Source organism: Singulisphaera photorubra (genome assembly GCF_045290345.1).
Lineage (GTDB): Bacteria > Planctomycetota > Planctomycetia > Isosphaerales > Isosphaeraceae > Singulisphaera.
Genome location: NZ_CP155447.1, coordinates 3,333,484 through 3,354,163 on the forward strand (window position 1 = coordinate 3,333,484; position 20,680 = coordinate 3,354,163).

General features: G+C 61.4%; 16 protein-coding genes and 1 pseudogene. 11 read left to right on the top strand and 6 right to left on the bottom strand.

The window, feature by feature from the left end; genetic code table 11:
• Positions 1-198 precede the first annotated feature (198 nt).
• Positions 199-438, bottom strand: a complete 240-nt coding sequence (locus V5E97_RS12805; protein ID WP_406699711.1) for a hypothetical protein — start codon at positions 436-438, stop codon at positions 199-201.
• 279 nt (positions 439-717) lie between these two features.
• On the opposite strand from V5E97_RS12805, the gene V5E97_RS12810 reads away from it, so the two are divergent.
• Positions 718-966, top strand: a complete 249-nt coding sequence (locus V5E97_RS12810) for a DUF3072 domain-containing protein (RefSeq protein ID WP_406699712.1) — start codon at positions 718-720, stop codon at positions 964-966.
• A gap of 233 nt (positions 967-1,199) precedes the next feature.
• On the opposite strand, the gene V5E97_RS12815 is transcribed toward V5E97_RS12810, so the two are convergent.
• Complete coding sequence (locus tag V5E97_RS12815; RefSeq protein WP_406699713.1) at positions 1,200-1,790, bottom strand: hypothetical protein; 591 nt, start codon at positions 1,788-1,790, stop codon at positions 1,200-1,202.
• Positions 1,791-2,873: 1,083 nt separating this feature from the next.
• Here V5E97_RS12815 and V5E97_RS12820 point away from each other — a divergent pair.
• The 4 genes and pseudogenes from V5E97_RS12820 (at position 2,874) to V5E97_RS12835 (ending at position 6,145) form a co-directional block, all read left to right on the top strand.
• Positions 2,874-3,978 (top strand): annotated as a pseudogene (locus V5E97_RS12820) (IS630 family transposase).
• A gap of 69 nt (positions 3,979-4,047) precedes the next feature.
• The gene (locus tag V5E97_RS12825) at positions 4,048-4,368 is read left to right on the top strand and encodes a GNAT family N-acetyltransferase (RefSeq protein ID WP_406699714.1); all 321 of its coding nucleotides are present in this window, start codon (positions 4,048-4,050) and stop codon (positions 4,366-4,368) included.
• 135 nt (positions 4,369-4,503) lie between these two features.
• Positions 4,504-5,379: a molybdopterin-dependent oxidoreductase gene (locus V5E97_RS12830; protein WP_406699715.1), complete on the top strand. Its 876-nt coding sequence runs from the start codon at positions 4,504-4,506 to the stop codon at positions 5,377-5,379.
• 520 nt (positions 5,380-5,899) lie between these two features.
• Complete coding sequence (locus tag V5E97_RS12835; RefSeq protein ID WP_406699716.1) at positions 5,900-6,145, top strand: hypothetical protein; 246 nt, start codon at positions 5,900-5,902, stop codon at positions 6,143-6,145.
• 1,130 nt (positions 6,146-7,275) lie between these two features.
• Here the strand turns inward: V5E97_RS12835 and V5E97_RS12840 are convergent.
• Positions 7,276-10,266, bottom strand: a complete 2,991-nt coding sequence (locus V5E97_RS12840) for a sigma-70 family RNA polymerase sigma factor (protein ID WP_406699717.1) — start codon at positions 10,264-10,266, stop codon at positions 7,276-7,278.
• Positions 10,267-10,599: 333 nt separating this feature from the next.
• Between V5E97_RS12840 and V5E97_RS12845 the strand changes: the two genes are divergently transcribed.
• The gene (locus V5E97_RS12845; protein ID WP_406699718.1) at positions 10,600-11,436 is read left to right on the top strand and encodes a SirB1 family protein; all 837 of its coding nucleotides are present in this window, start codon (positions 10,600-10,602) and stop codon (positions 11,434-11,436) included.
• 241 nt (positions 11,437-11,677) lie between these two features.
• Positions 11,678-13,960 carry a redoxin domain-containing protein gene (locus V5E97_RS12850; RefSeq protein ID WP_406699719.1) on the top strand — a complete coding sequence of 761 codons (2,283 nt, stop codon included), beginning with the start codon at positions 11,678-11,680 and terminating at the stop codon, positions 13,958-13,960.
• Here the strand turns inward: V5E97_RS12850 and V5E97_RS12855 are convergent.
• From V5E97_RS12855 to V5E97_RS12865, 3 genes are all read right to left on the bottom strand, one after another.
• Complete coding sequence (locus tag V5E97_RS12855; RefSeq protein ID WP_406699720.1) at positions 13,954-15,672, bottom strand: ArnT family glycosyltransferase; 1,719 nt, start codon at positions 15,670-15,672, stop codon at positions 13,954-13,956. The genes V5E97_RS12850 and V5E97_RS12855 overlap by 7 nt on opposite strands.
• Before the next feature lie 91 nt (positions 15,673-15,763).
• A complete protein-coding gene (locus tag V5E97_RS12860; protein WP_406699721.1) occupies positions 15,764-16,267 on the bottom strand; it encodes an N-acetyltransferase in 504 nt (167 codons plus the stop codon).
• Positions 16,268-16,547: 280 nt separating this feature from the next.
• A complete protein-coding gene (locus V5E97_RS12865; RefSeq protein ID WP_406699722.1) occupies positions 16,548-17,192 on the bottom strand; it encodes a tyrosine protein phosphatase in 645 nt (214 codons plus the stop codon).
• A 257-nt stretch (positions 17,193-17,449) separates the two neighbouring features.
• On the opposite strand from V5E97_RS12865, the gene V5E97_RS12870 reads away from it, so the two are divergent.
• The 4 genes from V5E97_RS12870 (at position 17,450) to V5E97_RS12885 (ending at position 20,584) form a co-directional block, all read left to right on the top strand.
• Positions 17,450-18,139 (top strand): glycosyltransferase family 39 protein, encoded by a 690-nt coding sequence (locus V5E97_RS12870; RefSeq protein ID WP_406699723.1) that lies wholly within the window; start codon positions 17,450-17,452, stop codon positions 18,137-18,139.
• A complete protein-coding gene (locus V5E97_RS12875) occupies positions 18,136-18,555 on the top strand; it encodes a hypothetical protein (RefSeq protein WP_406699724.1) in 420 nt (139 codons plus the stop codon). The genes V5E97_RS12870 and V5E97_RS12875 overlap by 4 nt, the downstream gene beginning before the upstream one ends.
• A gap of 31 nt (positions 18,556-18,586) precedes the next feature.
• Entirely contained in the window at positions 18,587-19,024 is a 438-nt protein-coding gene (locus V5E97_RS12880) for a hypothetical protein (RefSeq protein WP_406699725.1), read from the top strand.
• A 150-nt stretch (positions 19,025-19,174) separates the two neighbouring features.
• Complete coding sequence (locus V5E97_RS12885) at positions 19,175-20,584, top strand: hypothetical protein (protein WP_406699726.1); 1,410 nt, start codon at positions 19,175-19,177, stop codon at positions 20,582-20,584.
• Positions 20,585-20,680: the final 96 nt, after the last annotated feature.

Consider the following 20,680-nt stretch of genomic DNA (forward strand, 5'->3'; position numbering starts at 1 on the left):
TTGTACTCGAATGGCGAGCGCCTCGTCCGAAATAATGTAGATGGCCGAATGTAAAAGACCGTCTGCCAGGCGTGCCATGGGCCTCTGTTTTCAGGGAGCCCTCATCGCGCCACACACAGCAGCCCCCGCTGCGCATGAAAGAACCCCCGGACCATCCGTGGCCACGGGGGTTATTTCACACCGTATTTCGCACGCGGCTCAGGCGCAGGCGACCAGATCGGCTGACACCGGCTCGTTCTCGACTTCCGGGAAGAGGGGTAGCGGCTTGTCATCCGCACGCTTCACCGGGGCCGGGGTCCGTCCCTCCAGCACGTCGAGCTTGCGGCGGAGCCGTGCGCTGACACCTGCGTGCGCGGCCTGACTCTGAAGCAGGTGGTAGAGCTTCGGCCCGACCTCAGGGCCGTACTTATTGATGTAGTTTTCGAGCCTTCGGAGCATTTCATTCCCCTATCGAATCCGGCCATTCCGGCCGTTTTTTTCTCGCCCTCGTTTCCTTCCTTAAATACGTTGCCAGATTGGGTTTGGTTCTGTTTATGAGGCGAATTCCGGGGACGATTTCTGAGCGTATGTTGCTCGGTTCGGAGCCCTTTTCAACTCGCTTCCGGCTCGACTCTACTGGCACGCATTTTTCGGGGCATTCGTCCACTTGCGCTACCCTCGATAGCCTCGCGGAGGCGGGGCGCGGCGTGCTTCCCGGATTGGAAACGAGATCCGACGATGAGCGACCAGAACAACAACGACAATGGTGCGATCAAAGACCCGGCAGAGTGGACCACGGGCGAGGAGCCGATGACCGGCGAGCAGGAGTCCTACGTTCATACGCTGGCCTGCAAGGCGGGCGTGGAGGTGCCGAACGAGATGACCAAGGCCGAGGCTTCGATGAAGATCGAGGAGTTGCGTGAGAAGACCGGCGTTGAGGAGCAGGCAGCCAAATCGAAGCGGTCCGGGAAGAAGACGGCGAAATAGGTGCCGTTTTATGGCGCAAGAAAAGTGCGGCTCCGTCCGTCATGGACGTACCGCACTGCGTCAGAGGACCCTGATGGGATCGTCCTTGATCTTGCGGGTTGCAACGACGCTGTTACCTGGGTTTGAAGCAAAAAACGTGCCCCACAGGGCAGAAAACGGCTATGGCGTTGGCGAGAAAAATGGGAAGCCGCCTGCACCTTGCGGGGCCGTATGCTGTCGTCCGGGGCGGGCAATTATTCCAGGATCGTGATCCGACAGTGAGGATTCTCCTCGAGAAGCCGGGCGTAGAGCGGCTCGATCCGTAACAGTTTCCGCAGCCGACTCTGGCTCATTTCCCGCGTCTTTGCTTGCTGGTTTGACGCGACCCGAAGCTGCATCTCGATCGTCATCGAACCTTCTTCTTCGAAGACCGGCTTCCGAAAGGCGTTGACGAAAAAGACCCCGACCCATCCCGCCACCAGGACAAGCTTCCAGTCGTCTTTTTCCGGGTTCTTGAAGAACCTAGGAACGGTGATGCTCACGGTCACGGTGTCCTCGGTTGGACGCTTTGAGAGTGCGCAGATGCTCATCGATGGGAGTCCTCGGTCACGAATCAGCCGCCTGATCTCGTCGATGACGCCTGACTCGTAGCCATCCCTACCCGTGAGCATTCGCAGTCGACTCAGGCTGGGCACTTTCAACTCACGTCCGCACTCGCATTTGACGTCCGAGCCGGCCTGCGGAGTCGATACGGTCGTCGTCCTTCCGCAACCGCAGGCGTGGCTGTAGTTGTTCCCCGGCCCGCTGTACCACTCGAGCCGATCGGGGTTGGGCTGGGCGGACATGGGCTGCTCCGTAGGTCTCTCGGGAGTCGCGATCTGATTCCCGAGTCTCGCCGAACGGTGTGCTGTTCGCAAGAGAACGCTTGCGCGAGCAGACGGGGGCGGTAGGGCTGGCGGACGCCCTCGGCATTCTCTCTCCACACTTATGGTTCTTTCACGCAGGCGGCGTCCAGTCGATGGCAATCACTTCTCGTTGCCTGCGTCATGGGACCGGAAGAGAGGTGATGTAGGGGCAAATTCAGGAATCTAGTAGACGGATCACGCTTTCATTCCTAGATCGGCTGCACGAAGGTTTCGGCCGACTGTGACCACGGCCATGCGGAAGCCTATGCCAACCGCTATGGGATGGCGAATTGGGGGGTCGGCCAGACACGCGGTCTGTGACCTTCCCCACGAATCGTGGGCGATTGGGAAGTGTCAAAATGCGAAGCATACCTCGTAATCGACCGTGCTGCGATCGCCAAGCGTTGAATGAAGGCGCTCGCGATTGTAGAAAATCTTGATGTACTCGAACTACGAGCGGCAAGCCTCCTTGAGGGTGGGAAGCGCTCCGCCATGGGTCGCTGATCGGTGACCTATTCGTGGGGGCAGGGACGGTGCCGACCGCCGTGGCGATCGTCGGGTGCGATACATCGTTGACGTGCATCAAGATCGCCAGAGAGCGGGTACGAGGTTGGACGGCTTATTACGATGCCGTCGAGGTCGCAGAGGGTGTCGGTCTTGTATTGGTTACTGGATAACATACGCAGTGGCATGGGAGGGCTCCGATCAGGACCCGAGTGGCGTTGTAATCAACCACGAGGATGCCGAACGTCTCTCCTGTGCTCAATAATTGACAACTTGTTCCCAACTCACGATTTGTGCGATATCTTCGTGGCATTCCGCTATGTCCCCCTTTGCTGCTTCGGTACATTCCGTCGGAATTCGGTGTGCTATCAACGTAACATATCAAAGATTTGATTCCAGTTCGCCAATGCGTTACGAAACGCCTCGTTGAAATCTAGTAGATGTCTTGAGTTGGAAATTCGCTAATTAACCTTGCGCGATCGTTTTTATGCTCAGATCTTACTGTGAAGGAGGCATAAAATGAGCAAAGGTGGTCGCCCCAAAACCGCACTACCCCTGTGTGACGACGAGCGGCAGAAGCTTGAAACCTGGGCGAATCGGCCCAAAAGCACCCTGCGGCTCGCCACCCGTGCCCGGATCGTCTTGGCCTGCGCCGAGGGCCTGGACAACAAAGAGGTCGCCGCCCGGCTCCGCGTCAACACGGTGACCGTCGGCAAATGGCGGAAGCGTTTCCTGGCCAATCGCCTCGAAGGCTTGAACGACGAACCTCGCCCCGGCGCACCGCGTGCGATCACCGACGTGCTCGTCGAGCGGGTCGTCACCAAGACCCTGGAGGAGAAGCCCAAAGGGGCCACTCACTGGAGCACCCGCGACATGGCCAAGTCCGTGGGGATGTCGCAGAGTGCAATCGTCCGGATCTGGAACGTTTTTGGGCTGAAGCCCCACCAGAGCGAGACCTTCAAGCTCTCGACCGACCCGTACTTCGTCGAGAAGGTCCGCGACGTCGTCGGCCTGTACATGAGCCCGCCGGAGAACGCTATCGTCCTGTCGATCGACGAAAAGAGCCAGATTCAGGCCCTGGACCGCACCCAACCGCTGTTGCCGATGACGCCTGGGCAGGCCGAGCGGAGGACTCCCGATTACGTCCGCAACGGGACGACCTCGCTGTTCGCGGCCCTGGACGTCGCCACCGGGCACGTGATCGGCAAGTGTTACCGGCGGCACCGGGCGCAAGAGTTCCTCAAGTTTCTCAACGAGATTGACGCTCAACTCGTCCGCGAACCGGGCGTTGAGATCCACGTCGTCCTGGACAACTACGCCACGCACAAGACTCCGGCCGTGAAGCGTTGGTTCGATCGGCATCCCGAGTACCACCTCCATTTCACGCCAACCAGCGGTTCGTGGCTGAACCAAATCGAGCGGTTCTTCGCCAAGATCACGAGAAGCAGATTCGCCGTGGGTCTTCCGTAGCGTGGCCGCGTTGGAGAAGGCGATCATGGAATTCTTGGCCGCCCATAATGAAAACCCCAAGCCGTTTGTTTGGACCGCCAGCGCGGATTTGATCCTGGACCAGTTGAAAAGAGTTTGCGAGCGAATTTCTAACTCAGGACAGCTACTAGCGTGAGACACACACAACCGACCCCGATTGCAGCACATTCGACGAAGACCTACGCATGGGATCAAGAGAGATTTTATGGGTTTGGTGGTTAAAGCACTTGATGAGTTGACCGTTGGGGATGCCCGCAAACTCGATGATTCGTTCCTGGTGGAGTCGGAGTTGAGACTCTTCGCCGAGGATGGCGTCATCCACTACGAGGTTGTTCCGGTCTCCCCTTACGAGAAATCCTATGCCGATGAGGGCTTGTCCGACTACCAGAATCTCCCCAACGAGGCGGTTTTCCTCGCCTATCTCGACGGTTCGGTCGCAGGGCGAGTCGGCTTGTCGGAGGGGTGGAACCGCTATGCTTGGGTCGATGACGTCGCAGTGGACGCACGCTGTCGGAGATTGTTTTAGCGTGCCGATTTGCAACAATCGAGTCGAAGGACGCGCTTGCGGCGGTACGGAGTGCCGAGGAGGTAATCCTGCTTGCAGATTTGCTCCGGCGGCGTTTTCGACAGCGGGAGATTTCTTCTTAAAGGACGCCAATTCATGGGACTGCTCTCACGCCGCGATTCTCTCCGACTCGGGACCAGCCTCGCGCTGGGAGCTGCAACTGGATTCGCGCCTTCGGATCTCGCGGCGCGCGAGCAAGCGGACGACGATGATCCGCGCCGACCTTACCTCACGCCAGGTGACGAATTCACGGATGTCAGCCGAGGCAAACCGATCCCTCATACGCTCGAGGGTGAGGCTCTGGTCAATGCACGATTGACTCCAGAGACATGGCGACTGGAAGTTACTTCCGAGGGGAAGGCCGAACTCGCCAAGCCTCTTCGTCAGTCTGACGGCACTGCGATCGATTTGGCTTCGCTGCTCAAGCTTGGCAGTGTAAAAGGCGTTCTTTTCCTCAAAGCCATGCAGTGTAACAACATTGCCCTACCGTTGGGGCAAGGCCTCTGGGAGGGAGTGCCACTGCGCGACGTACTCCGCTTGGCCGGGAAGATGAAACAGGTCCGCCGCGTCTATTACTGGGGATTTCACAACAACGACCCGAGTCAACTTTTCCGTTCATCGCTGGCCATTAATCAGGTGCTCGACACACCGCCAGGAGAGTTGCCACCGTTCATTGCCTACCGACTCAACGGCGGACCGATTCCTTTGGAACGCGGCGGACCGGTGCGGATGGTCGTGCCCTGGTCGCATGGGTTCAAGTCGGTGAAATGGCTTCAGCAGATCATGCTGACGAACGATTATCAGGCCAACGATACCTACGCCCTTGCCAACAACGACCCGGAGTCATACCTGAAGACAGCCACTTACCTCGACGATCCTCCGAGGCGACCTACTCCTTGGGCAAGCCGGTCGTTATTAGGGGAAGTGCGATGGTGGGCTGGCCCGGCCTGGAGCGCATCGAGTATTGGCTGAGACCGGTGGAAAAGCCCATCGACGTCCTGCCTGACGATGACCCCGCCTGGGCAACGGCTCAGTGGCAACTTTGCCGGGTTGATCCGCCACCCTCTTCTCTCGCGGCCGAGCTGCCCCCGGAAGTCGATCCCAGACGGATCTGGGGATTTGGACCGGATGGCAGGCCGAAAGAATGGCCAATGCGATTCAGCATCGCCCCGTGGTCGGCATCACTGAAAGGGATGAAACCCGGCTTCTATGAATTCCGCGCTCGCACGGTGGATCGGAACGGTTTCGCGCAGCCAGAGCCTCGGCCCTTCGCGCAACGATCGGGAGTGAATGGCATCCAGTGCAAGAAAATCCGAATCACCTAGAAATTGAAACCGGTTATCAGCGAGTAGTGGCGAAGCGAAGCAAAGGGAAGGAAAGCAGGTGCAGGCGAGGCTGTTTTGAGGCGGTGGCAGGACGGTGTCCTTCTGAATCCTGTGGACGCCTGGGCAGATTCCTTCCATTCTGCGATCCTTCCTCCAGGAGGACCGCCATGGAAACGATCTGGGAAGGTCACATCGCTGGGCGGTTCGAGGGATACGAGGGCGGGCGGATCTACGAACTGACCGATGGCTCACGCTGGCGGCAGGTCGACCGCACCAAGGAACACGTCTACCGGGAGCGGGCGGGAGATCTTCAGTGGCCATGCACTTTAGTTGGGAGATCTGGGGGATTTGCCAAAACTGCAAATCTGTCCTCGAGTCTTGGTAGTTTGCTCAAGCCTCCTGGTTTGCCCTGATTGGGTGCATGGGCACCGTCTTCCTCTTGTGTTATGAACTTATCAACGATTTGCGATTGATCGGCGGCCAGAATCAGATTTCTCCCGTAGGGTGGGCACGGCCCACCATCCCTATCTCCTTGCCGAATCGGAGGTTAAGATGGTGGGCCGTGCCCACCCTAGGGACTTTCTCACCGCCGATGCCAGGACCAGTGGACAGCGCGGACACTCTGGGCGGCCAAGGCAGCCCGAGGAGCCGAAGCAAGGCTCTGCCGGAAAAGGACTTCTGCGCCACCTACTGCCTACGCGACCACTACTGAAACTGTCCGCGCTTGTCCACCCTCGCTGAGAAAGTCCCCCACCCTACGGGAATTGCTAGGCCGCCGATGATGCCATGGCCGATCGCGTTGAAGTAGGGAAAAACGGGTTCGGCGAAGCTTTACGAAGCCCTGCCGCAACTCTACGCGAGCGACTGTGGGCCATTGGGCTGGTATACCCTTTGACCCCGATGCCATGCCCTCGACATTGATGCCGATCGCGATCGACTGAGTTCACTGTGAGTCCTTCGATGTAGAAGTAAAGGAGGGACTTCTCGGCTCCGTCGCTCGTTGAGCGACATCGAGGCCAAGGGGGACCATCAGTCGACGCGTTCAAGATCAACGGAACGCGGGATGGCACAATGGACGCGAGTCCCAGGGGCACGGAGTTTTCGTAGTACTCGGCGATCGGGAGAGTCGATCACAGGGCGAAGGAAGACAGGTCGGGTGACGTTTGAAAAGGGGAAGGGTTCGAGATGTACGACAACCTGAACCGAGTGGACCTCGCCTGAACTGGAGAGCTGATTGACACGGAAACGGTCACGATCAGTTCGGAGAGGGGCGGTTGGAAAAGTGCCTGCCAAGGTAACTCGTCAGCCGCCTACCCTACGCATGTCCGGGTCTGTGAGGGGCTCGGGCGGCAATGCCCGAGCCGCACCGACCAGATAAAGAGGAGGTCTGGAATCACACGCGAGTGCGCGACGCCAATGCCGATGAGATCGGCTGGAAAGTAGGCTCTGAAGAAGGCCTGGCTCTGCGCTGTGGTGACCCGTTTGGTGACGGGCTCCTTGATTCGCGGGGAACGCGATCGGGGAACGTCAGGAAGCGGCCGGGTCATCGCCAATCAGGCATATTTGCGATTTCTTGGCTGGGCAATGTCAGGAGCGTGTGATGCGTGCCGTCGAGATTGACGATCTCGAGCCGCCCATGTTCTTCAGGTTGGGAGCCACTGATCGCGACCGCGATCCGCTGGCCATCGGGCGACCAGCAGGCTGAGGCCGTTCCCTTGCCGGTCGGGAGGATGCGACGGCGATCCTTTCCGTCGAGATCGACGACCCAGATGCCCCGCCGCTGCTCCGCCGGGCCGTCGCTGTAGAGTAGACGACGACCGTCCGGGGAGAATCGCACGTAGAACGGATTCCCGCCTTCGGTGAGCTGGCGTTGATCTTTGCCGTCGGGCCGCATGAGATAGAGTTGCCAGCCGATCTTGGCGTTTCGGCTGGAGGCTGTCACGATCCAGGCGCCGTCGGACGACCAGTCTTGCACGCTGTCCTGGGCGGGGATATTGAGGGGTACCCGGCCCGTGCCATCGGCGTTGATCCGAAACGTCTCGAAGACCCACTGTTTGCGGGACTCGTCGCGGGTACTTATGTTGAGGATGATCTGCTTGCTATCGGGAGACCAGATTGGCATCTCACCGCCTGTGGCGCCGTCCAGGCGGGCGACCCGTTTCGGGTCGGCACTGCTGGCAAGGGGACGGGTCCATAACGACTGTCGCATCCGCTCGGACGGAGGTAGGTTCGCCGACGGTTCGCCGGCGACGTACGCCATACTGCGCCCATCCGGAGAGATTCGCAGTCGCCCCGGAGAGTTGTCGAAGACCTTCGTCACGTCCCCACTCTCCGGGTTGACGGCGACGACCGAGCGGATCGGCCGGCCGGCGGCGTCGGTCTCGAGGCTCGCCGTTGTATAGATTCGGTCCGCCGGTTGGGGGCGGGGCTGTCCCGTGGGCGTGGGCGCTGGCTTTGCACGGGCGGGACGGAGGACGGACGGCTCGCCGAAATTCGCCAGCTTCACCGGCTCGCCGCCTTTGATGATATAGGCCACGCGCTCAAGGTGATTGAGGACCAAATCGCCGTCGCTCAGGCCGAGGCCCCTCTCATCGAACTGATGGGGGGCGAGGGGCCGATTTAACGCACACTCCTTCAGCGTTGTCTGTTGGTCTTTGGACAGTCCGCCGGACTCATACACCAACTCCTTGATCGTCGCGGGTACATAGATGCCGTCGAGCAACTTCCATGTCCATTCGATCCGGGATTGGAGCTTGCCGTCGGGTTGATCGAGTGCCACCACCATGCTGACCGGATTGTATCCCGCCTGGGGACTCCACAGCGTTGTGATCCAGAGCATGGCCCCGTTCTGATCGCCAAGGCCCATCTGCTGTCGATACCAACGACCGCCGGGCCCGTCAGCCTGGCCGACATTCAGCCTCTGCTCGACGCCCTTTTTCTGCTCGGCCCCTAATTCACCCCGGAATGCCCGCGCGTACAGTTCTTGGAGCGTCCAGAAGGAATTGCCGGCATCGAACTTGAAGAAAGCGCGAGGATCGGGGACTCCGGCCTCCCGCGATCGGGCCTCTTGCACGGGAAAGTGTTCGGCGCGGCGCTTCATCTGGGCCTCGGGATGATCCGGCAGAAATGCCGATGTGGCTCGCTCCTTCGGCGGGAATACGAAATAAGACTTTGGCGTGACGATCGAGCGGTGGTCCGATGTCCCCACGTTCGGGATCTTGACCTCCTCGTCCGTCCCAATCCTGAGGAAACGCATCCGCTTGGTCGCGAGGTCCCGATAGATGGCGTCCGACCCGAGATCAATCGCGAACGTGAGGACCGAGTCGAATTCCTGCATCAGTGCCTCGGCCTTGGCCGGCGGCGGGGGCTTCTGGGCGAGGCGTTGAGCGCCGGCGAGAAGTTCGGTGACGAACCTCTCGTTCAAGCGTTGACGCAAGACGTATGAGTAGGTCCCCTGCCATGTCTTGATCTTCTCGTAGTTGCCTTTTGATTGTGTCGCAAGCTGTTCGATGATTTGCAGCCGCTCGGTGGGGGCGATCTCGGTCCAGGTCAGATTCAAGGGGGGAGGGCCCGTTTCGGAGGGGGGCGTGCGTTGGCCTGCGTCGTCGCCGCCTTGTGCCTCCAAGGGGGCCTGAATCTGGTCCGGGTTGGACTGGGGTTGGGGAGCCGGCGCCTTTTGCAGCATCGAATAGGCGCCGGTGGTCAAGGTGGCGATCGTGATGAGGGTGGCCGCAACCGTCCGCAACTTGATGATTAACATGGATCTGAGCACTCCTTGGGTGAGTTGGATCACGGATCCCGTAGCCACCTCGGCTCCCGAGAGCGGCAGCACGGCTCGGACCGTCATCTCCACGAGCGTGGCTGGTAGCGATGCCGGCGCCGCTTCTGCGGTAACTCCCACGCCAATCGCCCCCAACGCTGGGGCGAAGCCCCGCCGCGTCAGACGGGACCGGAGCCGCTCCCTTCCCCGCGCCAGCCGACTCTGGATCGTTCCGACCGGACAGCCCAGTTGCCGCGCCGCCTGCGCTGGAGACAGGCCCTCGAAATAGCAGAGCACCACGGCCGCCCGGCAGCCTCCAGACAGCCGATTCACCTCGTCGTGGAGGACCACTCCCAGATCGTCCTGGGCCTCCTCGCGTATACCAGGGCTGGCCATCTCGGCCGCCCGCCGCTCGTGCCGCCGCCGCCGGGTCGCGGCCGAGCGGGCACAGGAGGCGACGCGGTATGCCACCTGATGGAGCCAGGGACCCAGCGAGTCCCGCACCCAGAGTGAGCCGGCCCGGCGCACGAGGACCAGGAAGGTTGCCTGGAAGGCGTCGTGTGCCTGGTCGGGATCGCGCAGGATCGACCCACAGACACGGAGCACCATCGGCCCGTGCCGCTCGATCAAGGCCGTAAAGGCGAGCTCGGCCGTCTCAACGCCCTGCGACGTGAACTGTTCCAGCAGTTGTCCGTCCGTCAGGCCCCCGACCGTCCCGACGTTGAACAGCATGCGGACGTGCCGCGAGGCCGTATCGTGTTGCCCCTTGCTCATGCCTTCTCCTCAGCGAGCCAACGTGTCTACGATCATCAATCAATGTCACGAGGAGGCCCGAAGAGTCCATTCTGCCGAAAAAATCTGCGTCCTGGCGCCTGAGACCATACGACTGGCGCATTTCAGTTCGGCTTGAAGAATCGCCCATTCGCTGGATTGCACCGCCGAATCGGCCGCCGCTGAGGGGGCTCATGTTCCTTTGTGCGTCTTCGAAATCAGGTGTTGCCTCGACCTTGAACACTTGTCGGGCGCCGGGTGCGGTTGCCGCGAACTGGTAAGTTGCGTATCTTTCTAAAGAGTCGGATGTTGGGAACGCGAGTCGGAGGTTTTCGCGTGTTGTCTCCGTTTGCCGAAAGCCCGGAATTTCAGCGTCTGTTGCGTCGCGAGGCCCCTTCCGACCTGATCCGGATCGCGCTGGAGATCGCGCGGGATGCGTACCCGGAACTCGAGGCGGAGCGATACCTCGAAAAGATCGAATCGCTCGCGGTTCGGATTCGCGATCGCTGTCCGGCGGGGGCGAAACCAAGGCAGGTTCTCGGCCAGATCAACTGGGTCCTCTTCGTGGAGGAGGGGTACCAGGGGAATGTGGATGACTATTACGACCCGCGGAATAGTTATGTGAACGAGGTGGTCGACCGGAAGACGGGAATCCCGATCAGCCTGTCAGTTCTCTACTGGACGCTTGCCGAACGGCTGGGGCTTGCAATGGCGGGGGTGAATCTTCCCTGGCATTTCATGCTGCGGATTGGCCGGGCGGATTCGACGATCTTCGTCGACCCGTTCAATGGTGGGACGTTGCTCGATCGCGAGGGGTGTGGGCGCACGGTCGCCGAAATCCTGGGAAAGCCCGTCGAGTTGACCGATTTGCAACTTGCGCCATGTGGCCATGAGCCGGTGGTGGCACGCATGCTCCGGAATCTCAAAGCGATCTATTTTCGGAATCATGACTTTCAGACAGCATTATCCGTCCAGAGACGATTGGCTGCGCTGAACCCGAATGATTCCGACGAACAACGCGACCTGGGGATGCTCTGTTTGCAACTCGATCGCCCGGCCGACTCGATTACCCCGTTACAGTTCTATCTCGACTCTCAACCACCGGCCGAGGATGCCGAAGTGGTTCGCGCCTTGCTTCGGGCCGCAAGGCGCGAAGTTGCGACCTGGAACTGATCGGCCGGCCGTTCCCATCTTTTTCTCGAAAATCTTTTGAGAAAGAATCAAGTTCTTTTCCTCAAGTGCCGAAGACGAGAGTACGGCGACTCCTTGGCGGGTTGTCGTGCTGTCGGTCACGGTGAGGATTGTTCGGTAACGGACCTGCGGGATGAAGGGCGGAGCTCCTCATTCCCGGCGTGACCCTTCGGGGCATGACCTCGCTGACCCGGTTTGCTCGTCAGGAGGAGGAATCCCCGCTATGCACACCTTGAGAATTTCAGCGAGTCTGCTGCTCCTTCCTCTTTTATGTCTGGCCGGCTGCGCCAGCACGACGGGCGTGCCCTCCAAGGCGAAGACGGTCGCGTCCGTCGGAGACAAGACATTCCCTGTGGTCACCGGCGAGCCGGGAGCCTCAGTTGTGGCCGATGTCGAGACGCCACAGCCGTCCGTGCGTTCGAAGGGTCGAATCTCCGGCCGCGTCGTCGACGAGACCGGAGAACCGCTTCCAGACGTTCGCGTGCGGCTCGCGGTGGGGAACGCACCCGGCGGACAAGTCATCAGCGCCACCACCGATCGGACCGGAGCGTTCACCCTGAACGGGGTCCGCGCCGGCTCGGCTCACACTGTGATTGCCGAGTGGGAGGATGATCAGGAATATCTGACCGGTCGGAGTGTGGTGAACGCACCCGACACGGATGTCCGGATCACGCTTGCTCCGTCCGGCACCGAATCCAAGACCGCCAGCGCACCGATTCGACCGAACCGAATCAGTCCCGTATCGGAAAAGTCCTCGCCTTCGGACGAGGATGAAGAATTGCTCGATGAGGAGGGAATCGAGGTCCCCCGGGTCTCGTCCCGGAAGCCTCGGGTGAATGTTGAGGATTTGCCTCCGGCACGCGAGGCCGAATCCTACGAGACGCCCGCCAGCGCACGGACTCCCGTGGGTCCGGCGCCTGCACCTAGTCGAGTCCGTTGGCGACGAGTCGGCGCGGATGGAGTCACGAGACGGGAAGCGAGTCCGGCGACCGAGTCTGCCGCCAGCGTTGGTCCCGCGCTCCAGGATCCGGAGACCCGCGAGGTGGGCATTATCGCCTCGAATTCGCCGGAAGAGGGCGAGGGGCCGAACCCGCTTCCTCCGGCCCTTGAACCGGGGCAGGCGTCCCCCGCTCGTGACCTCGATTCGCCTCCTCGGACTCGCAAACCAAAGCGCTCGCCCAGTTCAGGTGACGACGAAGATCCGCTGCCGCCGGCTCGCGAGCCAGGGCAGATGTCCGTCTCGGAGGGGGCCAGGAAGAAGCCGCGTCCGCCGGCCCAGACACCTGAGGTGGAGCCCGAATCAGAGCCCGCTTCGTCCGAAACCAATCCGCTGCCCCCGGCGCTCGAGACAGGTCAGGAGGGAGACGTGTCTTCGGCCGAAGCAAACCCGCTCCCTCCGCCCGAACTTGAGCCGGAACTCGCAACGAACTCGCCCGCGGCATCCGACCTGGCCTCGCTTCCGTCGGCTGTGGAGGCCAACCAGACGGCGACTCCGGAGCCGGCTTCCGTGCCCGTTGAACAGCAACCACCAGCAGCCACCACTGATTTGCTCGCTCTGAGTGAGACGGTTCCTTCGTTTCTGAACGATCTGCCGTCCCCGGTCGAGGCAGCCCCTTCGGAGGTGAAGCCGGCAGCCGACAATCTCCCCGCGGTTGGGCCGCCTCCAGGGACGAACGTATTTGCCGCGGAGTCTCCGTTCGAGACGCCCAATTTCGATCCGGCTCCGTCGTCTGCGCCCGCGATGGCCGTGGCGGCAGATCAGTCGATTTTCGAGGAAGGCTCGGATGCCACGCCGTCCGCTCCCCCTGACACGCGAAAGCGTCCGACCTGGAAAGACCTGGCTTCACTGGCTCCCAAGGCATCTCCCTCGCCTGTCGACAAGAGCAAGGGGGGCGCTTCCGCCGGCTCGTCTCCGATCAAGCCCGCGGCCCATGCCTTCTTGATGGAGCAGCCTCCGGCGATCCAAACGAGTTCGCGAGCGGCTCCGACACCGACACAAGCTGACGTCGGCGTCGCGTTCTGTGACTACGACGCCAAACACCGAAAAATCAATGATTTCCGCCTGCCCGACCTCGAAGGCAGGCCGGTTCGTTTCCAGGATCTGGATGCGGACCTCGTGCTGATCGACTTCTGGGGAACGTGGTGTCAGCCTTGCTTGCGGTCAGTCCCCCACCTGGTCGACCTCCAGAAGCGCATGGGACCCAGTAAGCTCAAAGTGGTTGGCATCGCCTGTGAGCAAGGTCCGCGAGCCGAGCGCGCCAAGTTGGTGGCTCAGGAAGTTCGCCGCTTGGGGATCAACTATCCGGTCTTGCTGAGCGGCATGGACGGACCTTGCCCGCTTCAAGAAGCATTGAAGGTGCAGGCTTACCCCACGCTGATCCTCGTCGATCGCCAAGGACGGATCGTCTGGCGCGATCAGGGAGCCACCCCCGTCACGCTGGCTCGCCTCGACCGCATCCTCGGCGATGCGATGACGAGCAAGTCGGAAGGCATCCGCCGCTATTGAGTGGCGCTGGCCTGCCCTGGGAGCGTCGACTCACGTTCGTGGTAGGGGTAGATCCAGACGAGGGGAACCCCCCACTTCGAGACGACGTAGGCAGGGTGGCCGTTCGCAATCAGATCGCGGTCCCAAGACTCTAGAACGCCGGGCCGGTTCTGAATCACGAACCAGGCACACGGACGTCGCGGATCGGGCAAGACATCGGGTTTCAGTCGGCCTGAGTCGTGGAGATAGAGCCAGGAGGTGGGGTAGCTCACAAACCCGACCCGCTGGTTCGGCGGCGTGTGCTCATTGAGCCAGTCGATCGCCTCTCCCGTCAGCGCGTCCCAGAAATAGGTCGGCTCGAGCCCAAGCTTGGCTGCGCCGGGAAGTCCTCCGATGATCGGGCTGAAATAGGAGAGGGGGACCGGCATGATCAAGGCAAGGCTGATCGCTCCCTCGACCAGAGCCGAAGCCACGATCAGCTTGCCCCAGCGGCCAAATCGTTCGAGGAGAGCCGCCGCTCCAAGGCCGGCGACGACCGCCAGCATTCCAAACGCGGGCAAGAACTGGCGCACGCCGTCGTGTCCGGGAGTATGCGGCATGGCGCGGAGTGCGAGGAGGAAGCTCCAATGGAGGACCGCCAGGAACCCGAACGGTTGGCTCCGGACCCTGCGGACCGCTTGTCCTGCTCCAACGATCGCCAGCGCGAGGAACCCGACCGGCGTCACAAACAAGGTCCAGGCCAGGGTGTTGTACCATGGCAGCGAATCTCTGGGAGTGTCGTAGACCTGCCCGAGAAAGAGCACCGGGATCGGTATCGTCCGGCCTCGCGTCAGGTTCGACTCCAGAAAGCGGCGCACCCCATCGATCGGGTCGTTCCACCAACTCGGGTTGAACGCGTAGAGTGTCAAGCCGCCGATGAGACCGCCGACGAGCAAGGTCAGGAAGCCTCGGCGGCTGCGTGCAATGACGGTCCAGGCCAGGAACGGGAGTGGGAGGAACCACCCCGTCAGCTTGCTGTCGGCCGCCCATCCGGCGAGAAGTCCGAAGAGAATGACCCATCCCCACTTCGGCGACCGGCTTTCGATCCCCGTGGTCGTTCGAGGGAGGACCGCCTTGGCAAACGCGATCAAGGCAAGGACCCAGAGGCTTGCGAGAATGGCATCGACCGTTGCGTAGTGCCCGTTGGCAAACAGGTTCGGCTGGAGGATCCAGGCGCCCGCGGCCAGAGTCGCCGCCCATCTCCCCCACTGTGAGGCGATGAAGCTCCAGAGTGCACCGGCCGTGAGGCTGAAGAGGAGCATCGGACCAAGCCGAGCGCGGGGAAGCAGTTGCCAGGACGGAGTCAGGAAGTCTCCGGCCAGGCCAACGATCGCATAGAAGGGTGGATGGCCATGAGGCTCTTCACGCGCAAACGGCCAGAACCAGGCGAGCACGTCCTTGTCGAAGAGCTGGGCGCGGGTGCGAATCTGGTCGGGGCGGGGGGCGGGGTAGCGATCTTTCTCGATCATTTCCCGGCCCGGCGGCTGCCAGGTGGCCGCGAACCGCTCGGGATCGCGGAGCGCACGAAACCAGTCGCGGATCCGTGCCTCACGGCCTAAGGTGTATCCTTCATCAAAGACGATCGAGAGTTGGGGCTCGGTGGCGATCATCAGGAGGAGGGTCGATGCAGCGACGGCCAACCCCCAGGCCCGGAGGCGCCAGCGGTTGGGGGGGGGAGATTCCGGTCCGCTCACAGCCACCTCGTGGAAACGACAGGAGGGGCCGCGAAGGCCCCTCGACTCGATTGCCGCATCAATTCCGCGGGACCTCGGCTCCTGACCCCTTTTACACGGAGACAGTCGCCAATTCGCCGTTGACGGTTTGCCACTCGGTGGCGACGGAACGAATCAGCGCGATCTCATTGCAGTTGGGAAAGAGCGGACACCGCACGCACTCATTCCAGATCTTGTGCGGCAGGTCGGCCTTCTCAATCCGATGATAGCCGCATTTCTCGAAGAAATCGGCGACATAGGTGAGCGTAAACACTGTCTTGATCTCGAGGAGGCAGGCGGCCTCCCAGCAAGACTCAAGGAGTGCTCGCCCCACGCCACGCCCATGGGCATGTTCGGAGACGGCCAGGCATTTCAGCTCGGCGAGGTCTTCCCAGAACACGTGCAGGGCAACACAACCAAGGATCTGACCGTTGTCGTCAGTGGCCACGAGAAACTCTCGAATCGATTCATAGAGTTCTCCCAACGACCGGCGGATCATCAGTTTTCGATCGGCGAACGTGCGAATCAGTTCTTGAATGGCGGGCACGTCGCCAACTCGCGCGGGACGAATGTTCAATCGAGGAATCCCCCCAAACCCCGGCTTTGACCCCGGGTGTTCTTGCCATGACCCGACGAGTTACCGCACGCTTCAGTCACTCGCGGGCGAACGGAGTATTGTAAGTTCTCAGGATGTTAGAGTCAATGTCGTGCCGGTCGAGACACGGATATTAAGCGGCTGGCCACGGTTTTCCTTGATGATCTGGTCCGTGGCCGCAGCCTATGCAAATCGAGTTGGTGCCGCGGTTGGGACTACCCAAGGCCGCGCGCAATTCGAGGGAGAGCTCAGTCCCACCTGCTTAGAATTGGCGGGTGGGTTCCTGGCGAGGGGCCGCGATGGCGGCCTGTTTGCTCTGTGCTTGGCGATAGGGAAGCACGCGCTCGCGGTAGAACGATTCCATGTGCCGATAGTCGGGGCCGTGAGACACTTCCACGAGCCCGAACGTCTGGGCGATTTCGGCGGTCGCCTTCTCCAACGTCCAGCCGCAATACTTGGTGCGGTAGGCGATCTGAACCATCGAAGCGCGATTGATGCCATGATGGCAATGGAAGTAGACCGGTTGATTCTTGGGGTCCGCCACGACGGCGGCGGCTTCTTCGAGGAGGTCGGAGATCACCCGCCAGTCCCCAAGCCCGCGCTGGTCGACGATGGGAATATGAACCCAGCGATATCCCAGTTCCCCCGCCATTTTCTTTTCACGGATCGCCAGGGGATGGGTGGGCGGATGGGCCAAAGCCAGGACTGTCTTCACCTTGTAGTTTTCGACCATGCGTCGCATCGGCCAAGGCTGTTGCCAGGCACCACGATAGATCTTGCCAGGCTCGACGACGGCGAACTTGTCGGCGAAGACGTAGTCGTGGCCGTGCCTCCAGACTTGCTGAGCCGTCAAGCATCCCAGAGCGCCCACCAATCCGCGGCGAATCCATTTGCGTCGGCTGACCATGAGGAGAACACTCCGGTACGAGGCAAGGATTCCGTTCCAGGCGGGGGGCGGGGGATCGTAGCAGACCCCCGATCGACCGGCAAGGGAAGTCAAACCGGCGGAACCTGCCTCATTCGAACCTTATCGGTCGTTGCGATCGCAATCTCCAAAGGCAACGCTCGTGCAACTGACTTTGGCATCGCCTCAGCCTGGAGATCGGTTTAAGATCAGCGCCGCTTTCGACTGCGAAGAGAATGATCTTAACGCCGAGGTCAAGGATGACGTCGCGACGCTTGCTGTGGCTCCTGATTCTGATTTCGGCTTCCCTCAGGCTTGTCTGGGCCGCTTCGCTCGACCTGGGCAATGATGAAGCGTACCACTATCTCTTCGCGACCCATCCCGACTGGAGCTATTTCGATCACCCCCCCATGGTGGCGCTGGTGGAGCGATTGGGGATCGTCCTTTCCGGGGGCGTCGCCTCGGCCTTCCGCTTGCGAATCGGCTTTATTCTGCTGTTCGCGGGCTCAACCTGGTTGATGGCGCGTCTGACCGAGCGATTTTACGGTCCTTGGGCGGGATTGCTGGCGGCGTTCGCCCTGAACGTCACGGCCTATCACAGCGTGGCGGCGGGGACTTTTGTGCTTCCCGACGGTCCACTCCTCTTCTTCTGGCTCCTGACGCTCGACCGACTTGCGGTGGCCCTCGATTCCGGGGGCAGGCTCACGCCCTGGCTCGGGGTGGGGTTCGCCTGGGGCGCGGCGATGCTCAGCAAGTATCACGCGATCTTTCTTCCCGTGGGAACGTTTCTTTATCTCGTGCTCGAACCTTCGGCCCGGCACTGGCTTCGGCGTTCCGGACCTTATGTGGCCACGGCGATCGGGCTCGCCCTGTTTTCGCCCGTGATCTGGTGGAATGCCAATCATGGCTGGGCTTCCTTTGCCTTTCAGGGCGCGCGGTCGGCTCGTTGAGGTTTCGGCCCGAGACATTGGCCGCGGCCGTGCTGGGGCAGGCGCTCTACCTGTTCCCCTGGATCTGGTTGGCGCTCGTGACGATCCTGCTCCGGAACGGACGCCGGCTCTTCTCTCAGGTCGAATCCGGGCCGGCCGAGCGGTTCTTGCTCTGTCAGGCCATCGCTCCGCTCTCGGTATTCATGGCGGTGGCCTGCACCCGGTCCGTCTTGCCGCACTGGACCCTGGTCGGTTTTCTCTCGATTTTCCCCTTGCTCGGCCGAAAGTGGGCGGACGAGCCAGAGCGACTCCCGCGCCGGGTGATTGGCCTCTCGGCGCTCTTGCTCCTCGCCGCCACGGTGGTCCTGGTTCAAACCAGGACGGGCGTGCTCCAGCAAGGGGAAGGGCACGCTTGGACTCGTCAAGGTCTCGCGTGATCCCACGCTTGACCTTTATGGTTGGGACGAGGTGGGCCGCGAGCTGGAGCGACGTGGGCTGCTTGACCGGCCCAACACCTTCCTGTTTACGAGTAACTGGTACTACAGCGGGCACGTTGCGTTCGCGACCCGGAATTCCCCGATGCCAGTCGCCTGCTACAGTGCAGGTGATGCCCGAAGCTTTACCTACTGGAGCAAGCCAAGCGACTGGGTGGGCCAGGATGGGATCCTCATCTCCATGAACGGGCGTTCGGTCGAGCCCCACTGTTTTGACCGCTACTTTTCCCAGATCGATCTGATCGGGGAATTCGAGGTCAAACGAGCCGGGACGCCGATCCGTAAGGTTCGCCTGTTTCACTGCGTTCGTCAGACCGTTCCGTTTCCTTTCGACAAGCCACGGCCCCCTTCGTCGGCTCGGAAGGTGGTTCAGAGTCCGCTCGAGGAGAGTGAGTCGGCGGTTTCACGCTGACGACACCATCGATTGGGACCTCGGGGGCTTGGCCGCGACCAGTAGAATTTCATTGGCCTGACCGTAGAATCGTGCGGGCAATCGCTTCCAAAGAGGGGCAACGTCCTCGAAAACTTAGTGACTTCCGGTCAGAGGGCAGGGGTAGGGCGAATGAATAATGAGCCGGTCGTCCTCCGCGAACGATCGCCGGGGCCCATCTCGAAAGTCGTTGGCCTGTATCAGACACTGCTGAGGCGGAGTCTCGAGCACTTTTTCCCTGATGGGATTTTGGAGGCGGCCGGGGACCGCAGCTTCATTGAGTGGGATGGCCAGTCGCTCGAGGACCATTACGAGGTCAATGATGATCCCGACGGACTTGGAGTCGAGATCGAATGGTTTCGGACGCGCTACCTCTACCTCCCCGGCAGTCCTGCCCCGTTCCTGCCCGCGGAGCGGCGTCTGATCGAAGTGATCCTCGAAGCCCTCGATCTTCGATTTCGAGGCTTGTTCGACCTGGATGTGGCCAACCGGATCGAACGGTTCCATTATGCCAGCGAAGACCTGATTATCTCTGACTTCCTCGGCGGTGACGACCACTTTCGGATCCCGGCCGCCTTGGAGGCGCTCCGAGTCGCGGCGCTCTCGACGTATGAAAACCGCCGCGTTTCGCTGGGCACGCTCCTGCTCGGGACTCCGTTCGACCCGGCCGCCCCCGATTGGGTCAATCCCGAGGGGGCCCCCCGGTTCAATACGCGCCTGACCGCGATCAAAGGTTTTCATCGCCTCTGTGATGGCGTGCAGACATTATTCCTCGTCGATCAGCAGGGGGAGTTGACCCGCACCGTGGACATCGGCCGCTGGGCCGAGAAGGTGCAAGGGTCCGCGCCGCTCGTGACCCCTTGTCCTCGCGCCTACGTCAATCATGCCAAGGCGACCCGGTCAGGCGGCCACATCTGCCTGGTGCTGACCCCGTCACAAGAAATCAAGGTGTTCGCCGGAGGGGTCTTAACGTTCGCCTTCAGTGATGCCCGTTGGCGGCTCCTCGACATCCCGACCAAGTTCGCGGCCTGGTGTAAGGCGATCGGCAAGTCGTGTCCGAGCGACCTTTCCGTGAGGATCTTTCAGGCCGCCTTGAACCTGGCCGAGGATCGAAAAGGCGCCTTGTTCGTCGTGCTCCGCGATCCAGGCTCGTCGATCCCGCAACTGATCGCGCCCACCGACCGGATCGTCGAAGAAGTGGCCGCCGACGATCCCCACGACCCCGAAAATCTCTCGCCCCGCATGGCGAAGCAGTCGCTCCATCACGTCGCTCGCAATCAGACGCTTGCCGACCTCGATCCGACCGTGCTCGAAGCCCTGGCCGGAATTGACGGAGCCGTGGTGACCGACCTCGATGGCCGCCTTCTCACCTTCGGCGCCATTCTCAAGATCGATCCCGAAGCGCTCAAGATCGCCCGCGCTGTCGAGGGGGCGAGAACCCTGGCCGCCATCGCCGCGTCGTATCACGGTCCCGTGCTCAAAGTCAGCGAAGATGGCTACCTGACCATGTACCTCGGTGGCCGGCGAGTCTGGGAGATCTAACCAGGGCGTTCCTTTCCCACACCAACTGGGCGAGAATCGCGGTGGAATTTCGGCTTGGCCGTATCTCCCTCGGCCCGTGGCCACGCCTCAGACGGA

What these genes read in the sequence shown, in the direction of transcription:
- V5E97_RS12805 (WP_406699711.1), bottom strand. Translation starts at nt 438, where the DNA reads ATGCTCCGAAGGCTCGAAAACTACATCAATAAGTACGGCCCTGAGGTC.
- V5E97_RS12810 (WP_406699712.1), top strand. Translation starts at nt 718, where the DNA reads ATGAGCGACCAGAACAACAACGACAATGGTGCGATCAAAGACCCGGCA.
- V5E97_RS12815 (WP_406699713.1), bottom strand. Translation starts at nt 1,790, where the DNA reads ATGTCCGCCCAGCCCAACCCCGATCGGCTCGAGTGGTACAGCGGGCCG.
- V5E97_RS12825 (WP_406699714.1), top strand. Translation starts at nt 4,048, where the DNA reads ATGGGTTTGGTGGTTAAAGCACTTGATGAGTTGACCGTTGGGGATGCC.
- V5E97_RS12830 (WP_406699715.1), top strand. Translation starts at nt 4,504, where the DNA reads ATGGGACTGCTCTCACGCCGCGATTCTCTCCGACTCGGGACCAGCCTC.
- V5E97_RS12835 (WP_406699716.1), top strand. Translation starts at nt 5,900, where the DNA reads ATGGAAACGATCTGGGAAGGTCACATCGCTGGGCGGTTCGAGGGATAC.
- V5E97_RS12840 (WP_406699717.1), bottom strand. Translation starts at nt 10,266, where the DNA reads ATGAGCAAGGGGCAACACGATACGGCCTCGCGGCACGTCCGCATGCTG.
- V5E97_RS12850 (WP_406699719.1), top strand. Translation starts at nt 11,678, where the DNA reads ATGCACACCTTGAGAATTTCAGCGAGTCTGCTGCTCCTTCCTCTTTTA.
- V5E97_RS12865 (WP_406699722.1), bottom strand. Translation starts at nt 17,192, where the DNA reads ATGGTCAGCCGACGCAAATGGATTCGCCGCGGATTGGTGGGCGCTCTG.
- V5E97_RS12870 (WP_406699723.1), top strand. Translation starts at nt 17,450, where the DNA reads ATGACGTCGCGACGCTTGCTGTGGCTCCTGATTCTGATTTCGGCTTCC.
- V5E97_RS12885 (WP_406699726.1), top strand. Translation starts at nt 19,175, where the DNA reads ATGAATAATGAGCCGGTCGTCCTCCGCGAACGATCGCCGGGGCCCATC.